Annotated in this window: 17 protein-coding genes; 8 read left to right on the top strand and 9 right to left on the bottom strand. The window is 48.7% G+C overall.

The window, feature by feature from the left end; translation table 11 throughout:
* Positions 1-8: 8 nt before the first annotated feature.
* The 5 genes from T495_RS0113075 to T495_RS15380 all read right to left on the bottom strand — a co-directional run bounded on the left by T495_RS0113075 (position 9) and on the right by T495_RS15380 (position 9,107).
* Positions 9-524 (bottom strand): RNA polymerase sigma factor, encoded by a 516-nt coding sequence (locus tag T495_RS0113075; protein WP_033148999.1) that lies wholly within the window; start codon positions 522-524, stop codon positions 9-11.
* A gap of 180 nt (positions 525-704) precedes the next feature.
* Positions 705-3,479, bottom strand: coding sequence for a helix-turn-helix domain-containing protein (locus T495_RS0113070; RefSeq protein WP_081832130.1), 2,775 nt, complete (start codon positions 3,477-3,479; stop codon positions 705-707).
* Positions 3,480-3,656: 177 nt separating this feature from the next.
* Positions 3,657-4,886: a DUF4861 family protein gene (locus T495_RS0113065; RefSeq protein WP_033148997.1), complete on the bottom strand. Its 1,230-nt coding sequence runs from the start codon at positions 4,884-4,886 to the stop codon at positions 3,657-3,659.
* Positions 4,883-6,754 carry a glycoside hydrolase family 97 protein gene (locus T495_RS0113060; protein ID WP_033148996.1) on the bottom strand — a complete coding sequence of 624 codons (1,872 nt, stop codon included), beginning with the start codon at positions 6,752-6,754 and terminating at the stop codon, positions 4,883-4,885. The genes T495_RS0113065 and T495_RS0113060 overlap by 4 nt, the downstream gene beginning before the upstream one ends.
* 1 nt (position 6,755) lies before the next feature.
* Positions 6,756-9,107 carry an alginate lyase family protein gene (locus tag T495_RS15380; protein ID WP_231495112.1) on the bottom strand — a complete coding sequence of 784 codons (2,352 nt, stop codon included), beginning with the start codon at positions 9,105-9,107 and terminating at the stop codon, positions 6,756-6,758.
* A gap of 96 nt (positions 9,108-9,203) precedes the next feature.
* On the opposite strand from T495_RS15380, the gene T495_RS0113050 reads away from it, so the two are divergent.
* Complete coding sequence (locus T495_RS0113050; protein WP_033148995.1) at positions 9,204-10,412, top strand: glycoside hydrolase family 88 protein; 1,209 nt, start codon at positions 9,204-9,206, stop codon at positions 10,410-10,412.
* A 7-nt stretch (positions 10,413-10,419) separates the two neighbouring features.
* On the opposite strand, the gene T495_RS0113045 is transcribed toward T495_RS0113050, so the two are convergent.
* Both T495_RS0113045 and T495_RS0113040 read right to left on the bottom strand, forming a co-directional pair.
* The gene (locus tag T495_RS0113045) at positions 10,420-11,406 is read right to left on the bottom strand and encodes a glycoside hydrolase family 43 protein (RefSeq protein WP_033148994.1); all 987 of its coding nucleotides are present in this window, start codon (positions 11,404-11,406) and stop codon (positions 10,420-10,422) included.
* 3 nt (positions 11,407-11,409) lie between these two features.
* On the bottom strand, positions 11,410-11,757 hold the full coding sequence (locus T495_RS0113040; protein ID WP_033148993.1) for a hypothetical protein: 348 nt from the start codon (positions 11,755-11,757) through the stop codon (positions 11,410-11,412).
* Positions 11,758-11,876: 119 nt separating this feature from the next.
* On the opposite strand from T495_RS0113040, the gene T495_RS0113035 reads away from it, so the two are divergent.
* The 4 genes from T495_RS0113035 (at position 11,877) to T495_RS0113020 (ending at position 15,807) form a co-directional block, all read left to right on the top strand.
* The gene (locus T495_RS0113035; protein WP_028904369.1) at positions 11,877-12,344 is read left to right on the top strand and encodes a GNAT family N-acetyltransferase; all 468 of its coding nucleotides are present in this window, start codon (positions 11,877-11,879) and stop codon (positions 12,342-12,344) included.
* Between the two features lie 5 nt (positions 12,345-12,349).
* Complete coding sequence (locus T495_RS0113030; RefSeq protein WP_033148992.1) at positions 12,350-13,177, top strand: LytTR family transcriptional regulator DNA-binding domain-containing protein; 828 nt, start codon at positions 12,350-12,352, stop codon at positions 13,175-13,177.
* A gap of 85 nt (positions 13,178-13,262) precedes the next feature.
* Positions 13,263-15,344: a TonB-dependent receptor gene (locus T495_RS0113025; protein ID WP_081832129.1), complete on the top strand. Its 2,082-nt coding sequence runs from the start codon at positions 13,263-13,265 to the stop codon at positions 15,342-15,344.
* On the top strand, positions 15,325-15,807 hold the full coding sequence (locus tag T495_RS0113020; RefSeq protein ID WP_155993676.1) for a hypothetical protein: 483 nt from the start codon (positions 15,325-15,327) through the stop codon (positions 15,805-15,807). The genes T495_RS0113025 and T495_RS0113020 overlap by 20 nt, the downstream gene beginning before the upstream one ends.
* Positions 15,808-15,822: 15 nt before the next feature.
* Here T495_RS0113020 and T495_RS0113015 read toward each other — a convergent pair whose 3' ends face one another.
* The gene (locus T495_RS0113015) at positions 15,823-16,578 is read right to left on the bottom strand and encodes an SDR family oxidoreductase (protein WP_197020401.1); all 756 of its coding nucleotides are present in this window, start codon (positions 16,576-16,578) and stop codon (positions 15,823-15,825) included.
* Positions 16,579-16,591: 13 nt separating this feature from the next.
* Positions 16,592-17,059, bottom strand: a complete 468-nt coding sequence (greA, locus tag T495_RS0113010; protein ID WP_028904364.1) for a transcription elongation factor GreA — start codon at positions 17,057-17,059, stop codon at positions 16,592-16,594.
* A 182-nt stretch (positions 17,060-17,241) separates the two neighbouring features.
* Between greA and purU the strand changes: the two genes are divergently transcribed.
* From purU to hisA, 3 genes are read left to right on the top strand one after another with little or no spacing between them, the layout of a single operon-like run.
* Complete coding sequence (purU, locus tag T495_RS0113005) at positions 17,242-18,105, top strand: formyltetrahydrofolate deformylase (protein ID WP_028904363.1); 864 nt, start codon at positions 17,242-17,244, stop codon at positions 18,103-18,105.
* 24 nt (positions 18,106-18,129) lie between these two features.
* Positions 18,130-18,720 (top strand): imidazole glycerol phosphate synthase subunit HisH, encoded by a 591-nt coding sequence (hisH, locus tag T495_RS0113000; RefSeq protein WP_028904362.1) that lies wholly within the window; start codon positions 18,130-18,132, stop codon positions 18,718-18,720.
* Positions 18,717-19,436 (top strand): 1-(5-phosphoribosyl)-5-[(5-phosphoribosylamino)methylideneamino]imidazole-4-carboxamide isomerase, encoded by a 720-nt coding sequence (gene hisA / locus T495_RS0112995; RefSeq protein WP_028904361.1) that lies wholly within the window; start codon positions 18,717-18,719, stop codon positions 19,434-19,436. The genes hisH and hisA overlap by 4 nt, the downstream gene beginning before the upstream one ends.
* Position 19,437 lies beyond the last annotated feature (1 nt).

Genomic DNA, 19,437 nt, shown 5'->3' with positions numbered 1-19,437 from the left:
TGAAACATTCAAAAATTGATCACTTCTCTGACACGTTCCCTAACCATACTGCGTGTACGATATATCCGCGATTCCACAGCGCGTTTTGACAATCCTGTCTCTATGGCTATCTCATCGGTGGTCTTGTCGTCAAAGCGTAACATTCTGTATACCATAGCATCCTTGTCCGACATGCAATGGATGACTTTCATCTCCGTGTTCAGTATGTCGTTCATTTCGGCTTCTGTATTCGTGTAGCTCTGCTCTATACGCCAGAGTGAATCGTTGCGCACTTTATTGACATAGGCACGATGACGGAAGTAATCTGTCCGCAGCTGATAGGCTATAGTAACAGCCAGTGCCTTCAACTGACGTTCAAGAATCAAATCGATACCCAGCAGTTTCATAAACACATCGTGTACCATATCCTCGCACTTATCTTCCGCAATACATGCCTGACGGAAAATAGCAAATATCTCCGGTTTGATCTGGAGGTATAGTTCACCGATGAGTTTTCGGTTCTGGACCTGGATTGTTAATTCCATAATGCTATTTGGTTTTAAGTTTGACGCTGCAAAGGTAGAACATAAAAAGGCTGCAAGCAAGGTTTTTCCCTTTACTTGCAGCCACATGGTTTAGTTGTTGTTCCAAATTATTCAACTATCTCATTTCCAGCGATTTGCCATTGAGTCTATCTAATTTAGCGAAACCGTTTTATATGGAAATCATATCTTTATGCCCTGCTTTTTCAGATATTCTGCAGGTGTCATTCCCTCCATCTTACGGAATGAAGAGAAGAAATTCGACTTTTTGAATCCACAGCGTTCTGAGAGTGCCGTAATGGTATAGCGCTTATATTCGCCAACCTCAATCAACCGTTTGAATTCATTCAGACGATACCGGTTAATGAACTCGTAATAGTTCTCCTTCAAGTAGATATTAAACACCTGACTGAGTTTGGGAGCCGAAAGATTCAGTTCATCAGCCAGATCCTTCATTTTCAAGTCAGCATTGGTATAGATGTGCTCACGCTCAATATAAGCCTTCATACGTTTTACAATGTCGGCACATTCAGCCTCATCGATTTTCACCTTCTGGTACTTCCTGACGGCTTCTTCATCCTTCAGTTCCTCCACTTCGTGTTCCATCTCTATCAGGGCATCCTCTATCTCGTTGCGTTCAGACAGTAATGCAGTTGTATCTCTATGATATCTGTACCAGAGCCATAACAACACCACAAATACCAACAACAATACAAACTCGAGCATAGCCCATACTGATGGCACTACGCTGATAGTCCATTCCGTAGTGGTACCTTTGGCCCCCGCCAAACGAACCTCCAGCTTGTGGCGTCCTATCATCAGGTTGCGTACAGCAAATGGCTCACCATGACTGATAAGCATCCATTCACCATCGTCAATCCTATATTCATAAAAGCGGTTTCGGTGGAGTGCATAATCCAGCAGAATAGGCTCCGCCTGTAGCACCACCGATGTCAGGTTCCAATCCAAGTCAATCTCATGCTGATCGTGCGCCTGATACATCTCATGCATATCAATCAGATCGCTGCCCTTGCGAATCTGGCTTAACACGATGGGATAGCGCCTGTCAGTCTCACGCTGCTCTACTGCCTGTAGAGGCGCTGAGAAGATACCTGCCGAGGTGGCCACCCACAACATGCGCTGGCCGTCCAACTGAAGATCGCTAATCTGATCGCCCAACAGACCTTCGCCAGCACCTATCTGCAGCAAGTCGCGCGCTTCATAGTTTATGGACAGTAATCCACGTTCCGAGGCTAACAGCAATCTTCCCTTTCCATCGTCGACCATACCTCGGCACCATTTATCCGTGAGGCGGATAGGCAACTTCAGTTCACCGTACTTTTCCATTCTCTCGGTGGTATAGAACAGCTGCGGACCACTGCGCATATACACAATGCCATCGTGCCCAAGCACGCCACGCATATAGCCTTCCTTATCGAAGAAATCTGCAGGGAAATTGGTATCTACTATCTCCTTGCTGGCACCACTATACAGCGACAATCCCTTGGCAGCAGCCAACCAAGCATTTCCTGAACGATCGAAGGTGATATTGATTATCAAGCCGCCCACAATATGCGAGTTCTGCTCCTTATAGTTCTTTACACTACCATCCTGGGATATGATAAACAAGCCATCCGAACAGCCTATCCATAATGCGCTATCAGGAGCAACCTTGATATCGCCAATCGTATATCTGACGTGCAGTTCCTTTTGCGGTGGCATGCCCAAATTAACCGTGCGTGGATTGAACACACGGATACCACCATCGTACATACCTATGTAATAAAGTCCGTTCCACCACTTGATATTATTCACGATATGGCCATCCATATCTTCAGCAGAGAAAAACCGACGGATATGACGCTTCGAATCAATAAACCATAGCCCGTCCTGCATGCCTATCAGGGTTTCGCTGCCACGCATACAGAAGCAACGCACATTCAGCCCTAAAGTAGAGAAGCCATCAGGCTCATAGAGTTGGAACAAACCTGCATGATGAGGCGTATAAGCCAAGCCGTAGCGCACAAATCCAAACCAACTGACACCATTAGCATCACGATTAAAACAATAAACCGCATTTGTAGGTAGTTGCTTGTCGCCATCGGCATGCATGGCGTAATGCGAAAGGACACGCTCGCTTTTCGCATCGATCACATAGGCACCTGTGCCATCGGTAGCCACACAGATCCGCCCCTCAGAATCCTTGCATACCGACGTAATGATATGTCCTACCTCTGGCAGCTGGCGCACCTCCTGTTTGACAGGGTCGTACACAAACAAGCCACTGGCACGTGTTCCGATAAAGAATTTCCCATCAGCCTTGTCAAATCTCGACACTGCCAATTTGCCAAGTTCGGAGGAAGTCAGGCCACAAGGTATTATCTTACCGGTTTTAGGATTATAGCTATTCAGTTCATGTCGGCCAAGAAACCAGATCAACCCCTGATCATCCTTTATATACTGGCGCACAATATTATCCAATCCCTGACGACTGATTCCCACATCCTGCTGTTTAAACAGTTTTCCATCGTAAATCTGCATACCCTGTTCGCCGCCTATATATACGGTATTGCCATCGGCAAACAACGAAATGGGGCGAAGCACCTGAGGCAGTATTTTCTCAAAGCGGCTGGAACTGGCGTCCAACCTGTAAAGACCATCCTCGGTTGCAGCATATATGGTATGGTTACGCGTTTCACAAAGATCATACACTTCCAGGGGATGCTCCTTGCCTCCCATTACATAATATGACTGAAGATATTTGCCGTTAAACACATTGATGCCACTGCTGGTGGCAATCCATGTCAAACCTGAATGATCGGTCATCACGCGATTCACAGTCTCACCAGTCAATCCATCAGCAAGGGTCAGATTTACCAACAATCCCTGTCCGTCAATAGTAGCCCGCAATGGCATTCCTACCAAGAGCGCAATACATAGCAATAATAACTTCCGCATGGCCAATTTAGTTATATCGTTGCAAAAGTACAACTTTTTTGTGTTATTTGCAAATATATTGTCATTTTTTCACACCAATAAAAAGCGGACGCTTCACAGCGTCCAACTCTCCTACTCATAATATACATTCAAAATTAACAAGAAACTAACTAACTTTAACTAACCAATTATAACTAATTATTTGAATAAAACCTCTAACGGAACTTTTTGCATTTGGACGAAGTGCTGCGTACGCAAATGCCATTCTCCCAGCGAACGGACATCCAGTTCACTCCATGCCATACCAATGTAATAGGAGTATGGCTCGCCAATATAACCACCTTTGATGCCAAGCGCATAGCCGGCATTACCGCCCAAGGGCTTGGGAAAGGGGCGATAACAGGTAACATCTACTGTTTTCCGCTTGTAACGATCTTCTATTCCTGAACAATCAGGGAAAGCAAGTGCAGTAAATATCTGACAATTATGGCGAGCAGGATCAATGGTGGGGTCGGCATAGCAAACATAATTGTCAGCAATAAGCAGACTCTCAGTATCAGCCGTCCTGATGGTAAGACCTGCTGCCAGAGATACCGGATGAGATAGTCCCTCATACCAAACTGTCATTCTACAGAAATTGCTTCCTTTGTCGAGTACCATCAGCCTATGTTCTGTGACCTTATCTTTTCCTATCCTGACTGGTGCGAAATCAAGTCTGAGCGCAAAACGAAGAGGACCATTCTCTACGATCTCGTATGTCTCATAACACCAAGGATGATAGATAGAATCGCCAACTATCAAAGCAGGGGTGCCACAACCTAATGTGGCACCAACACCATAGCCATCCATACCAGCACCATGATCCAGATGATAACTGGTCAGGGTAACCAGACTATCGGCCTCTTGCAGTTTTGACAGTTTTCTTAACGCTTCAATCTCCTGATGCCTTGAGAATTCCAGTCTGTACAGACTGTCAACCAACAGCTCGGAAGAGTGTTTTACCCATAAATCAATACCAAATGACTTTTCCCCTCGACGCTGTGTTTCTGGTCCATAGATACGGAATCCTGTACGATCGTTTTCGAACGAGATATCGTCTGCACGCTCTGGATAATATCTACCCCACACATAGGGTTTAAACGGAGCAGCCTGTCCTGGTTGTATTGTGAAAGTAGTTTGTGAATGAGGACGTACATGTACGTCAATTAACAGCTCTCCGTTTTGGGTTAGTTGACTGGGCCGCTCAATACCAAATGCATCGCGCACTACGACACCATGACTGGCATCAAAATTCAGCTGAGCCGTATCAACACCAACCACCTCCTGTCGTTGCAGGTCAGTAGGATTAGTGATTGACACGACACATGGCTGCGCCAAGCCACTACCCCAAAAAGTCAAAAGGCATAATATCACAACCAGTTTTCTCATTTTGCAAGGGGTTTGAAGTGTAAGGCTGCACCACCGCTGGCCTGTAAATGCAGACTGATGGTCTTTCCGCTTTTGACGACAACGCGCTGAACGGACACGTTGGTACGAGTGTGCAGGCTGGGATCATCGTTATAAATCTCAACCATGTATTTTCCTTGAGACAGAAAGTCTGTGGGTATCAGGACATCACGAGCCTCGGTGTTAGTCATAGCCCCTACAAACCATTCGCTACCAGCACGACGAGCCTGGATGATATAAGCGCCTGGCACACCATCGAGCGCTATACTCTCATCGAACACTGTGGGACAGTCCTTCCAGAACTTCAGTTCGGCTTCGCCTTGATCGACAAAAGGCATATCGTACCAGAAGTAGAACTGCAATGGCGAATAATACACTGCAGCCATAGCCAACTGATGCCCCTTGGTATTCTTGACCCTACTATTGAAATAGCACAGGGTATAGTCGGCTGGTCCACACAGGAAACGCGAAAAAGGCAACAACGTGTTATTCACGGCATCAGGCATTTCCTCATTCCCACGCACACCCTCTTGGGTAAGCAGATGAGGATAGGTGCGCGAGAGTCCTGTAGGACGGTACTCATCATGGATGTCGACCATGATTCTATACTTAGCACATTTAGCCACAGCATCATGCAGCCAGGTGCTCCACTGCTGATTGCCAATCTGTACGAAGCCGAACTTGATGCCACTGATGCCCCACTGCTGATAAAGAGGAAGCAGATGGTCCAACTGACGGTATAGTGCACGTTGGTTCACATACACCCACACACCGATACCCTTGCTCCTGGCATAGGTACAAACCTCAGGCATGGTAAAGTCGCGCGTGGCACTCACCTGGCGGGCATCGCTTGCTACCCTACCCTCTGGCCCATACCATCCAGCATCCAATTCCACATAGTCAAATCCCAGTTTGGCTGCATAGTCTATGCTCTTCATGATGCACTCCTTGGTGAGTTTGCCGCTACGGAACACCTTACCAGGTCGCACCCACGACCAATCACCAGTGACGCGCTCTTCGTTCAAATTGAGCAGCAGGTCTTTGTGGTTTATCAGATCGACCGCTTTCTCCCCCACCATCATGACACGCCAGGGAGTGTCGTAAGGCGATATCACATCAGCACAATCGTACATAGCAACCTGCAGTTCATTGTCTTTTTTAAGTTTGAACTTACCACGTACATAATCCTTCATGGCAGCTTCGAGCAGGGCCACATACTGACCTGTTGGCAATTGCAACAACAGGGGGCGTTCACTTTCAAACCAAGGTGCTTTCAGTAGGCGCTTATCGTATGGTCCCTGTGCCCATTCCTCATACCAGGCCATCGTTCCCTCAGGGAATGCAAAAGAGGTCTGCTCACCCGTTATATGCAAAAAGAGACTATTGGCTGTTTCAGGGAAATGATAACGGAAAGCGATGCCCTCATTATATGCACGCACCACAATATCCATGGCATAGTATTTACGCTTGTCATAGCCCTCAAACATGGTACCGAGTCCGTTTGTTCCTTTCTCGTAATGTAGTATCAGCTGGTTGAAACGGTTGTGTATCTGGGCATTCTCACCATAAAGAGGTGTCCAGATGGTATCTACCGAACAACGTTCCTCACCTTTACACACCAGATCGCCACACCAATTCTGATATTCACCACGAGGAACAGCCAAGGCCGACTCGAACAAACGGTTATCAATGTCGACACCCAACTGACCACGCTGAATGATGGACTGCTGATGATAAGACACACTATACGTCAAGCCATCGAATGATATCGCATACTGACCATCAGGCGATGTCAGAGTCTGTGCCCAAAGTTCCATGGGCAGAAAAGCCATAAACAGAAGCCTTCTCATATTATTTTATGAATCTAAGTTGCTCTACATGCGAACCAACAAACATAGGCACCATGTCGGCAGTAGCATACCAGCCTGGTTTACCTGGCATATCATCGGCAATAGTGCGACCATTGATCTTCAGTCCTTCGAAGGTGATGCCTTTGATTGAATGCTGAGCATCATAGCCAGTAATAACAGACATATAGGGCTGAGCCCCATTGTAACGAATGTTACGGAACGTCACATTCTCCACACCACCACCAGCAGCCGTACAATACTTCTTGTTCCACCCCACTTTTACCTGCAACAGACAACCCTGATGAATCTGCTCAATGCGGATGTTATCAAACATCACGTCCTTCACATAATTGCCATCGCCACAGTTAATAGCCAGACATCCCTGATAATCTACCTGTGGTTCGCTCTGACATAGAATATCAATATTGTCGTATTTCAAATCGACCAGACTATCGCCAACCTCTGGATTGCCATGCAAGCCAATAAAGATGGGATGAGCCACATCGGCCCACAGCGTAGAGTTGGTCATGCGCACATGTCGTACAGAACCCTTAAAATCCTTACGGGTAGCATAAGCAGTAGTACAATCGTCGCTATTACGGCAGAATACTCTATCATAAAGAATATTGCTACTACCACCAAACACATTCAGCCCATCGCCCCACTGCGGATGCGAGATGCTACGGATATCATGCATGGTTATATGGTGCGACTCACCAATAGGACAGGTATTCAGTATCAAACCATCAACTAAAACGTTATTAGAACGCAATATGCGACAACCTTGATAGCCATTTCCCGGGCGTGCTACGCCACGACCTACAATACTAACATTTTCAACATCCTCGATAGCAAAGGTACCTGTAAAATAGCTGCCACCAGCCAGATAGACAGTTGTATTAGATGGCACTTTTATCAACTCATCAGTGTACAGTCCTGGCGGGTAATAACGGAAAGAACGGCCCTGTGCTTTGGCTGTTTTCTCTGCAGCCTCTTTACTGCCAGCAGGCTTCGAGGTGAAAAGCAGCAGATTATCAGTGATACTACCATCAAATTCCACACTCACATTCTCGGGTTGGAAAAGCAGGAACTGCACCACAGAATCGTTCTGCACGTTTGCAATGGTACCACGATAGTCAGGACGAATACGAGCAGTCTTAAACTTCTTCGTCTTGCATACAACCCGCACAAACACGTCGCCTGTAAAGTCGAAGAAGGCGTATGATATTTCCGACACCTGATGTTGATTGTTGCCGATTGGGGCATTCACCTTAGCCATATAAGTATCAATACGCGTCCATGTTTTTTCTCCACGGGGCTGGACATACACATCATAGTCGTGCTTCAAGGGAGCTCCTGCGGGGGCTGCGTAGGTAAAAATCTGGTGCAGTCTGCTACCTTCTTTCACCCCCCTTACCGTAAATTCATCGGCCTCGGGATTGCGCTTAATATTGCCTTTTTTCTCTGCTTTGGCCTGCAGCTTCAGCAGTTTCTGAGTATATGGCATTTTCAATCCCCTTCGCACCACATAGTGCTGATAAGGCAAATCGTATATACAACGGATACGTCCACGCGCCATAGCGCCAGGCTCAGTCCAATTGTTATAGAGCCCTGTACAGTCTGTCCATGTCTCAAAAGGCACGTCATAGCCCAGATTATATCTGGCCGAGTACTCCATTCCTGCCATCAGTCGGTTGTCGAGGGCACCCCACAAGTCATCACCCTGCTGCCAGGCCATATCGCAGATGTCGCACATGGCACCCAATCCCAGCTGGGCATGCGCCTGGTCGCGCCCTGTTTCCTGACATTGCCCTGTAGCACTGATATAATGTGGTAATGAGCCATTATCGTTGGCATGAAGGTAAATGTCGATGGCATGTTGATAGAGCGCACGATCGTCCAGAAAAATAGCAGCAGCCATGCGACAACGGTTCACCAGGTGCCCCCAGTTACCATTAGCATACGGACTATCGGCCTCAAACTTTTCCATCACAGGCAATATGGCCCTACGCACCATCGCCTGCCAAACAGGTGTCTGATAGGCTTTCATGATAGTCATGGCTCGCAACAGCCAATAAGCCTGAATCGTACAGAGCGGTGCATCATGACCATCAAAACGTTGCAAAGTAGTGGCATAAGCATTGATAATACGCAATGACACATCGTGCTGTTCGTTTTGTGCACATTGCCATGCCTGCCACATGTCTCGTTCGCTACCTCCTTTGGTCTTTGCGAATTGTCCATCGCGCGCCACGACCTCATAGGGGCCTGACATGATATAGCCGCTCTGCTGTGCCCTTATATTTCCGCCCCAGAAAGCAGCTAATACACTTACTAATAGAATCCTTTTCATCACAACTTTTTCCTTATATACGTTTATCATCCCAAGTTTACTCAAAATCTTTTTTGCGTATAATAGTCCACATATTCGTATATCATAAAAAAGAATATGAAGAAAATGATATGGACACTGGCGCTCTTCAGCACAATGAGCTGCCACACATCAAACGAAACATTCAATGCCAACTTGGCGCTGGATTATTGCGCCCATCAGGTAGAACGGGCTCTCGAAGCATTAAAAGACAGTACGGGTACCATCGATTATACCATTGCACCACGCAATATATTAGAGAATGATACTGCATGGAATTGTCGTAATGCCTGTCCACAGGAGTGGTGTTCAGGATTCTGGCCAGGTATTTTATGGATGACCTACAGCTATACCCAAAATGAAGACATACGCCAGAAAGCCAAAAGCTATACCGAGGCCTTAGGGGTGTTGACCACTCAACCCGTGTTCGATCATGACCTGGGGTTTCTCACACTCAGTAGCTACGTTAAGGGTTATGAAGCTACTGATAATCCTATGTATAAAGAACAGGCGCTTCGCGCAGCCGATTCGTTAGCCACTTTATATAACAGCAAAGCAGGCACCATTCTGAGCTGGCCACGACATGTAAAAGATTATGGCGGTCATAACACCATCATGGATAACATGATGAATTTGGAACTACTGTTCTGGGCTGCTCAAAACGGTGGCAGTCAACAACTGAAGGAGATAGCCACACGTCATGCAGAGACCACCATGCAGTACCAGTTCCGCAAAGATGGCGGTTGTTACCATGTAGCAGTTTATGATTCAATCTCTGGCGCTTTTCTGAAAGGCGTCACACATCAAGGATTGGCCGACTCATCATTATGGAGTCGCGGACAGTCGTGGGCCATTTATGGCTATACCATGGTATATCGCTATACCCACGAACAACGTTTCCTCGATTTCGCACAAAAGGTAACCGATCTCTATCTGAAACGACTCCACGAAACCAGCAATGACTGGGTGCCTATCTGGGATATGGACGATCCGAACAAAATGCAAGCACCAAAAGATGCCTCAGCAGCCAGTGTTGTGGCCAGTGCGCTGTTGGAACTTTGCCAATACGTCGATGCCCCCAAAAAGAAAGTCTATTATTCGGCTGCCGAAAACATGCTACGCAACCTGAGCAGTATGCGCTATCAGAGTAGACAGAGTAATGTTGCTTTCCTCATGCACTCAACTGGTCACTACCCTGCCGGCACCGAAATTGATGCCAGCATCATCTATGCCGACTATTACTATCTGGAAGCGCTGTTAAGATACAGCGGCTCCCTACATCCATAAGGATATTTTATTTCACAACAAGCTTGTCGCTTGATAAGTCAATCTCAAAGAAATGGGGAATGCGTACCGTTCTGCCTTTGGCATCCTTGGCATGACTATGAACGGACATCATCCACTGACCATCGAAACGCTGGAACAGCATACTATGGCCATAGCTCGGAGGGGTAATAGGCTCTGGCTCCTGAATCCATGGACCATCGAGGGTTCCGCTTGCCGAATAGGCCACACCCTGAGTATAGACATCATACACCCACGATGTCCATAACATGCCCAGGCGCCCCGTACCTGTACGGAAAAGCCACGGACCATCGGTTACCTTGTTCCATGTGATGTTGCCCTGGTCGTCCTTTTCGCGACTCCAGGGTGAATCACTGGCACGGAACAACAGTTTTGGCTCGCCAATGGTACCGCTGAGGTCGGGCTTCAGCTCTATCTTCTCTATCGTACCATTCCAATTCTGCAACCACTCGCCGCAGAACACCATATAGGGTTTGCCATCGGTATCACGCCAGAAGGTGCCATCGAGTGTGGGGCGATGGGCTGGCAGATAGGTAGCATCGCCAAAGGTACGATAGGGCCCCATGGGGTTATCGGCACGTAGCACCTGACAGGCACGCCGCTCGATGACATTGCCTCGAACGGTATCAATCTTAACAGCCTGATTGGTGAAAGTTGCAAAGTAATAATAATACCCGTCGCCTGTCTGATGCAGTTCGGCTGCCCATATCATCGGATGCGATCCCATCCACGAGTCGGCAGTAAACTCTGTAACCCGATAAGGCCCTTCCCACAACTTCAGGTCGGCGCTGCGCCACATCATACCACCAGTCCCTGTCAGATAGTACATCTTGGTTTTCTGGTCGGCCAAAATGGCAGGATCACTCAAGCGAATAGAGTCAGTAGGGATATTCTGACGCACCTTGAATGCCCGGGGCTGGGATAGCGCCGCGCATACACACATAGTTGTTAAAATACAGCATATTATCTTTTTCATTTTTCAGAATGTTTTTATTCTTATTTCTTCTGATGATGCAAGGAAGAACGGATTCTCGCAGGGAATACCACAGAAACGGATATCCAAGTCGGGTAAGGAATGGTTGGCTCCTTGAGGACAGTCGGAAAGGAGCTCGCTGATACGTATCGGCTTGTCGTAATGGATACAGGCCTGCTGGGCGCGCTCAAAATCAGCATCGCTGCAGCCAGCAGTCCAGCGCCACACATTCTGCTCGTTATAGAACCTGAAAGCGCGAATGGCTCGTGCTATATCGCCCTTTCCACATGCTTTGGTACAAGGTGCATCCTCGCACAACAGGCAACGTGCCGCCTCTTCATGTTTGTGCATCATACTTGAATCCAGGTATTTAAATTGGTAAAAAATCGAAATTGTTGGTACAAATATAATCATATTACAGCGATAATTTGTATTTTTGTACCCAAATTTATAAACAATTAAGCTTTAACTGAATGATCAGACTGGCAGAAAAACGGGATATAGCCCGTATCATCGACCTGCTGCACCAAGTGAATATGGTTCATGCGGTGCTGCGCCCCGACCTGTTTAAACCCTACACCACCAAATATGACGAGCTACAGCTGGAGGCAATGTTGGGCGACAGCAGCAAACCCATCTTCGTGTTTGATAATGGCACCACCATCTCTGGCTATGCCTTCTGCATGGTGACCGAGGTAAAGAACCACCTGCTGCTACAGGATGCCAAGACGCTGTATATCGACGACATCTGCGTAGACGAGACGGCACGCGGCCAGCACGTGGGGCAGGCGCTCTACCAGCACGTACACGCCTACGCCAAAGAGATAGGCTGCCATAACATCACGCTGAACGTGTGGACGGGCAACGACCCTGCCCAGCACTTCTACGAGAAAATGGGCATGCAGCCACAGAAAACGACGATGGAAGTGATACTTGACTGAAAGCCATGAAGAATCTGTTGACACGAAAATACCCCTTCGGGCAGAGCAACCACTGGTTGAGAGACAGCGTGATTTACGGCCTGATTATCTGGGCCATCCTCTACTTGCTGCAACCGTTCGGATTCAGTCAGTATCAGGGCAACAAATGCCTGGTGGCTGCCCTGTTCGGCGTGGTAACGATGGTGTGTTACGTGGTGTATGGCTACACCGTGATGAGCCATCTACCCAAACTGGTGAAAACCCTGCGCGTATGGCACGATGGAGCGGCGGTGTTAGGACTGATACTGTTTATAGCCATCGGCAACTTTCTGCTATTAGTACTATTGTTCAGCATTCCTTTCAGTCTGGGTGTGTTCCTGCAGTTCCTGTGGTGGACGTTGATTATCGGCGCAGCCATCACAGCCATGAGTGTAGGTATCGAGTACAACCGCTATCTGAAACACCAGATGGAGGCACTGCTGAGTAACACCACCGAGGAGCAGAAGGATATCACCATCACCCTGCACGATACGAACGTGCGCAGCAACGACCTGGAGCTGCCCATCAACCAGCTGCTGTATATCGAGGCACAGAAGAACAACGTACAGGTGTGCTATCTGCGCGACAACAAGCCCACCACCGTTGAACTGCACACCACCCTTTCGGCTGTTGTCGACGACCTGAAGGACTACGAGAACATATTCCAATGCCACCGCTCGTTTGTGGTCAACGTGAACAATATCACCCAGGCCAAGGGTAACAGCAACGGCTACCAGCTGCGACTGGGCAACAGCAGGGAAACCATCCCCGTATCGCGCTCGTACGTACCAAAACTCAAGGATTTTATCGCTTAGTCATTCGTCCGGAAAACGCGTCATTCGTCAACACACTTAGCTTTCCGTCAGTAGTTTTAGCTGATGGTCAGCAAAATTTGGAACTATGAAAAACGTGCCGTACATTTGCGGCATGAAACAGAAGTTTGCACATATCATCATTTGTCTGCTGGCAGCCTGCAACTTGGCTGCACAGACCACCAAAGTAACGGGCACAGTATCCGACGGCAAAGAACCGCTGGCTGCTGCCAATGTATTTATTTCAGGTACGATTGACGGTTGCATGACCGACACGTTGGGCCGATTCTGTTTTACCACCACCCAGAAGGGCGAGGTGACACTGAAGGTGACCTACATGGGCTACGACGACTACACACGCACCGCCCACGTGAGCGAGTTGAAGGATATCGACGTAAGGCTGCACGAGCGCGCCACAAGCATCAGCGAGGTAGTGGTAACAGCCAGTACCTTCAGCTTCGGCAAGAGCGACGGCTTTAAGACGATGGATGCACTCGACGTGGTGATGAGCGGCAACTCGTGCGGCGACGTGGTGGCTGCCCTGCAGTCGTTACCTGGCACCCAGAAGGTGGGCGAGGACGGCAAGCTGTACGTACGCGGCGGTGAGAGCGAGGAGTGCCAGACATTTATAAACGGCATGCACGTGCTGGTGCCCTACACTACCAACACAGAGAATACCACCGTACGCGGACGATTCTCGCCCTTCCTCTTCAAAGGTATCAACTTCACATTAGGCGGCTACAACGGCGAATACGGACAGGCGCTATCGGCTGTGCTACCGATGGAGACAACGGATATGGCAACCAGCGACAAGTTGGGTGTGAGCGCCTCGCTGGTAGATTGGAACATAGGCGGCACCAAGGTGTTCAACACCAGCGCCCTGTCGTTCAACACCACCTATACCAGCATGGGGCTCTACGACCGGCTGTTCGCCCAGCGACAGGACTTTTCAAGGCCCTATCGCAAATTATCGGGCGAGGCACAGTACAAGCAGGAGTTCGGCAGCAACAGCGTGCTGAAATCGTACGTAGGCTACGACCTCACTTCGGTAGGCCTCAACGAAGACGATCGCCACATCAGCCTGAAGGAGCACAACATCTACGCCAACCTGACCTACAAGACTACCTTGGGGCACGGCTACACACTGTTTGCAGGCATGGCCAACTCGAGTGTGTGGAACCATATCGACGATGCTGTAATCGCTGGTGACCACTACCGCAACTATCGCAACGAGGTGCACCTGAAGACCCAGCTACGCAAGGTGGTGAACGAGCGCCTGAAACTGCAGGTGGGCATCGAGGATTATATCCGTCACAGCACGCTGGATTTCGCACCCTATCACTACACGCTCGATTACAACATCCTGGGTGCCCACGCCGATGCACAGCTACGACTGCTACCCAAGGTTTTTCTAAATGTTTCGGGCCGTGCCGAGATGTTACGCCACAGTTGGCTGCTGATGCCGAGAACCACGCTGAGCTATATCCCCAACAAGCGCCTGCAATTATCGTTGGTGACAGGCCGGTACAGCCAGACACCACAAGACGACCAGCAGGCACAGAGCGGCGACAAACTGCGCCAGAGCACAGCCAACCACCTGATACTGAGCATGCAGTACCGTTCGGCCTCATCGCTGCTGCGTATCGAGCCTTATCTAAAGAGCTATCGTCATCTGCCCCGAATACCGCAAGGCCAGTGGTTAGCTGATGGTTATGGCACCAGCAGGGGTGTGGATGTGTATGCCGAGGACCACTCTATCACCCCACGGCTCACCACCACCCTCGCCTACTCGTTCTGCGATGCGGAGCGCCTGTATCAGGACGCCACCGAGCTTTGCACACCCAGCTTTGCCTCGCGCCACAACCTGCGCCTATCGGCCAAATACACCATCGGCAAGTGCATCTTAGGTATGGCCGAAAGCTATGCCACAGGGCGCCACTTTGTCCAGGGCACCACCCCGCACTATAACAGCGTGGATGTGAACCTGACCTATCTGCTCAGTCCGAAGATCATCATCTACACCTCGTTCAACAATGTATTAGGGCGCACCAACATCCACCGTTACGATGCTGCAGGAAGGGGCATCACCTCCAATCGCGACAGATTTTTCTATGTAACCATATTAGTTTCACTTAAAAATAATAAAGCTTATGATGTATCAAATTTTTAAGCACGTAGTTGCTACAGTAGTGTTCGTTTTCGCAAGCGTAACAAACTTATTTGCCCAGCAGCCCGGCAGCGGCGACATGCTGAACCAGATTGGCATGCTGAAACGCTTAGAGGCCATGCAGCCCGACAGCGTGGGACCTAAGTACCAGTTGGCTCTGGCCAGTCTGAACTACGCCATCACCAACCCGCAGGCTCCACAGACAGAGCAGGTGCTGGCACAAGCCGAGCAGACCATCGGACAGTTGGCACAGATGAAAGGTGCCGACCAGTCGGACCTCTGCACCCTGCGCGGATTCCTGTTGATGGTGCGCATTGTACAGGATCCCGCCCAGAACGGCAGGAAGTACTATCTCGACGTGATGCAGAACTACGAAAAGGCGCTCAAACTAAATCCCCACAACCAACTGGCGCAAGAACTGCAAGCCAAGTTTGTTGAGGGGATGAAACAAGCCACCGCGCAATAGCTGCAACGGCAGGATTTATTTACGAACGATGACGCTTCCGCTGGCCTGGTGGGTAGCGAGGATGAGTACCTCGGCTATCTGCACGTGAGCGGGAGCGTTTGCTGCATAGACAGCTACATCGGCAATATCGTCGCCAATGAGAGGCTTGATGCCTTGATACAACTTAGCCGCACGATCGGTATCACCATGGAAACGGACGTTGCTGAAATTAGTCTCTACCAATCCAGGCTTCAGGTTGGTGACACGGATGGCGGTGTTGGCCACATCGATACGCAAGCCATCGCTCAATGCCTTGACAGCAGCCTTGGTGGCGCAATACACATTGCCTCCGGCATAGGCAGCATCGCCAGCTACAGAGCCCACATTGATGATATGGCCGCTATTGCGCTCAACCATACCTGGCACAACCAGACGAGTCATCGTGAGCAGACCTTTGATGTTGGTATCAATCATACCATCCCAATCATCGTAGTCGCCCTCGTATTCGGGCTCCAGGCCCAAAGCCAGTCCAGCATTGTTCACCAGAACATCAATCGCACGCCAATCAGCAGGCAGACCTTCGACAGCCGCCTTTGCAGCCTCACGATTGCGCACATCAAACTGCAACGTGAGAACCTCGGCACCCTGTGCCTTCAGTTCGTCAGCAATCGCCTCCAAACGTGTGGTATTACGACCTGTGAGAATCACTTTGTCGCCATTCTGGGCGAACTTACGGGCGCATGCCTCTCCGATGCCACTTGTAGCACCAGTAATAAGTACAATCTTTTTCATCATTTTTGTGTTATTATCCTAATGTGATATTTTCTATACGCAACTTCACCAAACCAGCAGGAACACGCACCTCAACCACATCGCCCACCTTCTTATTCAGAAGCGCCTGAGCAATAGGCGACTTGATACTGATCTTTCCCTCACGCAGATTTGCCTCGTGAGGACTGGCAATGGTATAAGTCATCTTAGCATTGTTGGTTAAATTGGTCATCTCAACCTTACTCAGCAGCCCTACGCAATCGCTACCCAACAAGTTGGTATCGATGACACGTGCATTCTCCAGCACCTTCTGCAGGAAACTGATACGTCCCAACAGACGACCTTGCTCGCGCTTGGCAGCATGATACTCGAAGTTCTCGCTCAGGTCGCCCTTATCACGCGCTTCGCTGATAGCATCCTTACAGGCTGGAAGATCGACCGTCTCCAGTTGTTTCAGTTCATTAACGAGCTTGTCCCAGCCCTCTTGTGACATATATTCCATACGTAAAATCGTGTTAGTATTCAAAATTTCGGCTGCAAATATAGCAAAAAAACTGCATATATAGTGATTTGCAGCACTATTTTTGGCAAAGTTTAGATATTTATCCATTTTCTGGCAGGATTTAAAATCTTTTTTTGTATCTTTGCGCCTTGAATTTTATAGGTAAAAATAAGTAAGTAAAGATGGATACAACAGCAATTCTGCTACTCCACTGCCCCGATCAGCAGGGCATTATTTCGGAAGTAACCAAGTTTATTACCGATAATAAGGGAAATATCGTTTATCTGGACCAGTATGTGGACAAGGTCGACGGTATGTTTTTTATGCGCATTGAGTGGGAATTGGAAGGATTCTTGATTCCACGCGACAAGATCTACGACTATATCACAACCCTCTATGCGCAGCGTTACCAAATGAAGTTCAGTCTGTATTACAGCGATAAGCGTCCACGCATGGCTATTTTCGTTTCGAAGATGAGCCATTGCCTGTACGACCTGCTGGCACGTTGGAAGGCAGGAGAGTTCAACTGCGACATTCCCTGTATTATTTCCAACCACGAGGATCTTCGCTATGTAGCCGATCAGTTCGGCATCCCCTACTACGTATGGAGCATCAAGAAAGACCACTCGAACAAGGAAGAAGTAGAAAAGGCCGAGATGGAACTGCTGAAGAAGGAGGACATCTCGTTCATTGTACTGGCACGCTACATGCAGATTATCAGCGACGAAATGATTGCTGAGTATCCACACCATATCATCAACATCCACCATTCATTCCTGCCAGCATTCATCGGTGCCAAACCCTATCATCAGGCCTACGAGCGTGGTGTGAAGATCATCGGTGCCACCAGCCACTATGTGACAGCAGAACTGGATGCAGGTCCAATCATTGAGCAGGATGTGACACGCATCACTCACAAAGACACACCTGAGAGCTTAGTGCTCAAAGGTAAGGACCTGGAGAAAATTGTGCTCTCACACGCCGTGAGCAAGCACATCCAGCGCAAAATTCTTACGTACAAGAACAAAACGATCATCTTCAGTTAAAAATTCAGCAAAAGAAAAAAAAGAATGCAAGTTGCAATAGTAAAATACAACGCAGGAAATATCTATTCGGTGGTGAACGCACTGAAGCGCCTGGGTATCGAACCCATGCTGACTGACGATGCTGAACTGCTGATGAAGGCCGACAAGGTGCTGTTTCCTGGACAAGGTCACGCTGGCGAAGCCATGGACTATCTGCGTGCTCGCAAGCTCGACCTGCTGATTCGCGACCTGAAGCAGCCCGTATTCGGTATCTGCGTGGGGCAGCAACTGCTGTGCCGCCACTCCGAGGAGGGCGATACCGAGTGTATAGGCATTTTCGATGCCGAAGTGAAGCGATTTCAGCCTGAGCGCCATGAGGACAAGGTGCCCTGCATGGGATGGAACGAGTTACAAGTAACTGAAAACCCTATTCTTAAGAATCTGGGCGAGCATCCTTACGTTTACTTTGTACACTCCTACTATGTGCCTGTATGTAACGAGACCATCGCTACGGCAGACTACATTCTGCCCTACTCGGCCTCAATGCACAAGGATAATTTCTATACCTGCCAGTTCCACCCCGAAAAAAGTGGTAAGGTGGGCGAACAGATTATTAAAAACTTTATAGACTTATGATTGAACTGATTCCCGCTATCGACATTATTGCTGGTAAGTGCGTACGACTGACCAAGGGCGACTACGACCAGAAAACCGAGTACGGCGAGCCTTTAGAAATGGCACGCGAGTTTGAAAAAATCGGCTTTAAGCGTCTGCATATGGTAGACCTTGATGGCGCCAAGTCAAAACACATTGTTAACAGCAAGGTGCTGAGCAATGTTACTACTGAGACCAATCTGGTAGTTGATTTTGGCGGTGGCATTAAAACCCACACCGATATCGAGGCAGCCTTCGACGCTGGTGCCAAGATGGTGACCATCGGATCGATAGCCGTCACACAGCCCACCCTGTTTACATGGTGGCTCCAGAAATACGGTGCCGACCGCATTATTCTGGGAGCTGACGTACGTAACGGCAAAATCAGCATTAATGGCTGGAAGGATGATTCGGAAGAGGATCTGTTGCCTTTCCTACAGAAATACGTGGATGCGGGTGTAAAGAATGTGCTGTGCACCGAAATTTCGAAAGACGGCACCCTGAGCGGACCTGCCTTCGAGCTGTATGCACGCATCATGGAGAAATACCCCGACTTGCACCTGATAGCCAGTGGCGGTGTATCAAATATCGAAGATATCAAGGCCCTCGAAGCTATTGGCGTACCTGCCGTAGTATTCGGAAAGGCCATTTACGAAGGCAAGATCGACCTTCGCGAACTGATCAAGCTAGATGAATGAT

The organism is Prevotella sp. P6B1 (genome assembly GCF_000702825.1).
In the GTDB taxonomy this organism is placed as follows: Bacteria; Bacteroidota; Bacteroidia; order Bacteroidales; family Bacteroidaceae; genus Prevotella.
The sequence above is the reverse complement of the archived record's forward strand: the minus strand, read 5'-3'. Positions and strand labels throughout refer to the sequence as shown.

Excerpts from the sequence above, each read along its gene's own strand:
- T495_RS0113075 (WP_033148999.1), bottom strand. The coding sequence starts at position 524 with ATGGAATTAACAATCCAGGTCCAGAACCGAAAACTCATCGGTGAACTA.
- T495_RS0113070 (WP_081832130.1), bottom strand. The coding sequence starts at position 3,479 with ATGCGGAAGTTATTATTGCTATGTATTGCGCTCTTGGTAGGAATGCCA.
- T495_RS0113065 (WP_033148997.1), bottom strand. The coding sequence starts at position 4,886 with ATGAGAAAACTGGTTGTGATATTATGCCTTTTGACTTTTTGGGGTAGT.
- T495_RS0113060 (WP_033148996.1), bottom strand. The coding sequence starts at position 6,754 with ATGAGAAGGCTTCTGTTTATGGCTTTTCTGCCCATGGAACTTTGGGCA.
- T495_RS15380 (WP_231495112.1), bottom strand. The coding sequence starts at position 9,107 with ATGAAAAGGATTCTATTAGTAAGTGTATTAGCTGCTTTCTGGGGCGGA.
- T495_RS0113050 (WP_033148995.1), top strand. The coding sequence starts at position 9,204 with ATGAAGAAAATGATATGGACACTGGCGCTCTTCAGCACAATGAGCTGC.
- T495_RS0113045 (WP_033148994.1), bottom strand. The coding sequence starts at position 11,406 with ATGAAAAAGATAATATGCTGTATTTTAACAACTATGTGTGTATGCGCG.
- T495_RS0113040 (WP_033148993.1), bottom strand. The coding sequence starts at position 11,757 with ATGATGCACAAACATGAAGAGGCGGCACGTTGCCTGTTGTGCGAGGAT.
- T495_RS0113035 (WP_028904369.1), top strand. The coding sequence starts at position 11,877 with ATGATCAGACTGGCAGAAAAACGGGATATAGCCCGTATCATCGACCTG.
- T495_RS0113030 (WP_033148992.1), top strand. The coding sequence starts at position 12,350 with ATGAAGAATCTGTTGACACGAAAATACCCCTTCGGGCAGAGCAACCAC.
- T495_RS0113025 (WP_081832129.1), top strand. The coding sequence starts at position 13,263 with ATGAAAAACGTGCCGTACATTTGCGGCATGAAACAGAAGTTTGCACAT.
- T495_RS0113020 (WP_155993676.1), top strand. The coding sequence starts at position 15,325 with ATGATGTATCAAATTTTTAAGCACGTAGTTGCTACAGTAGTGTTCGTT.
- T495_RS0113015 (WP_197020401.1), bottom strand. The coding sequence starts at position 16,578 with ATGAAAAAGATTGTACTTATTACTGGTGCTACAAGTGGCATCGGAGAG.
- greA (WP_028904364.1), bottom strand. The coding sequence starts at position 17,059 with ATGGAATATATGTCACAAGAGGGCTGGGACAAGCTCGTTAATGAACTG.
- purU (WP_028904363.1), top strand. The coding sequence starts at position 17,242 with ATGGATACAACAGCAATTCTGCTACTCCACTGCCCCGATCAGCAGGGC.
- hisH (WP_028904362.1), top strand. The coding sequence starts at position 18,130 with ATGCAAGTTGCAATAGTAAAATACAACGCAGGAAATATCTATTCGGTG.
- hisA (WP_028904361.1), top strand. The coding sequence starts at position 18,717 with ATGATTGAACTGATTCCCGCTATCGACATTATTGCTGGTAAGTGCGTA.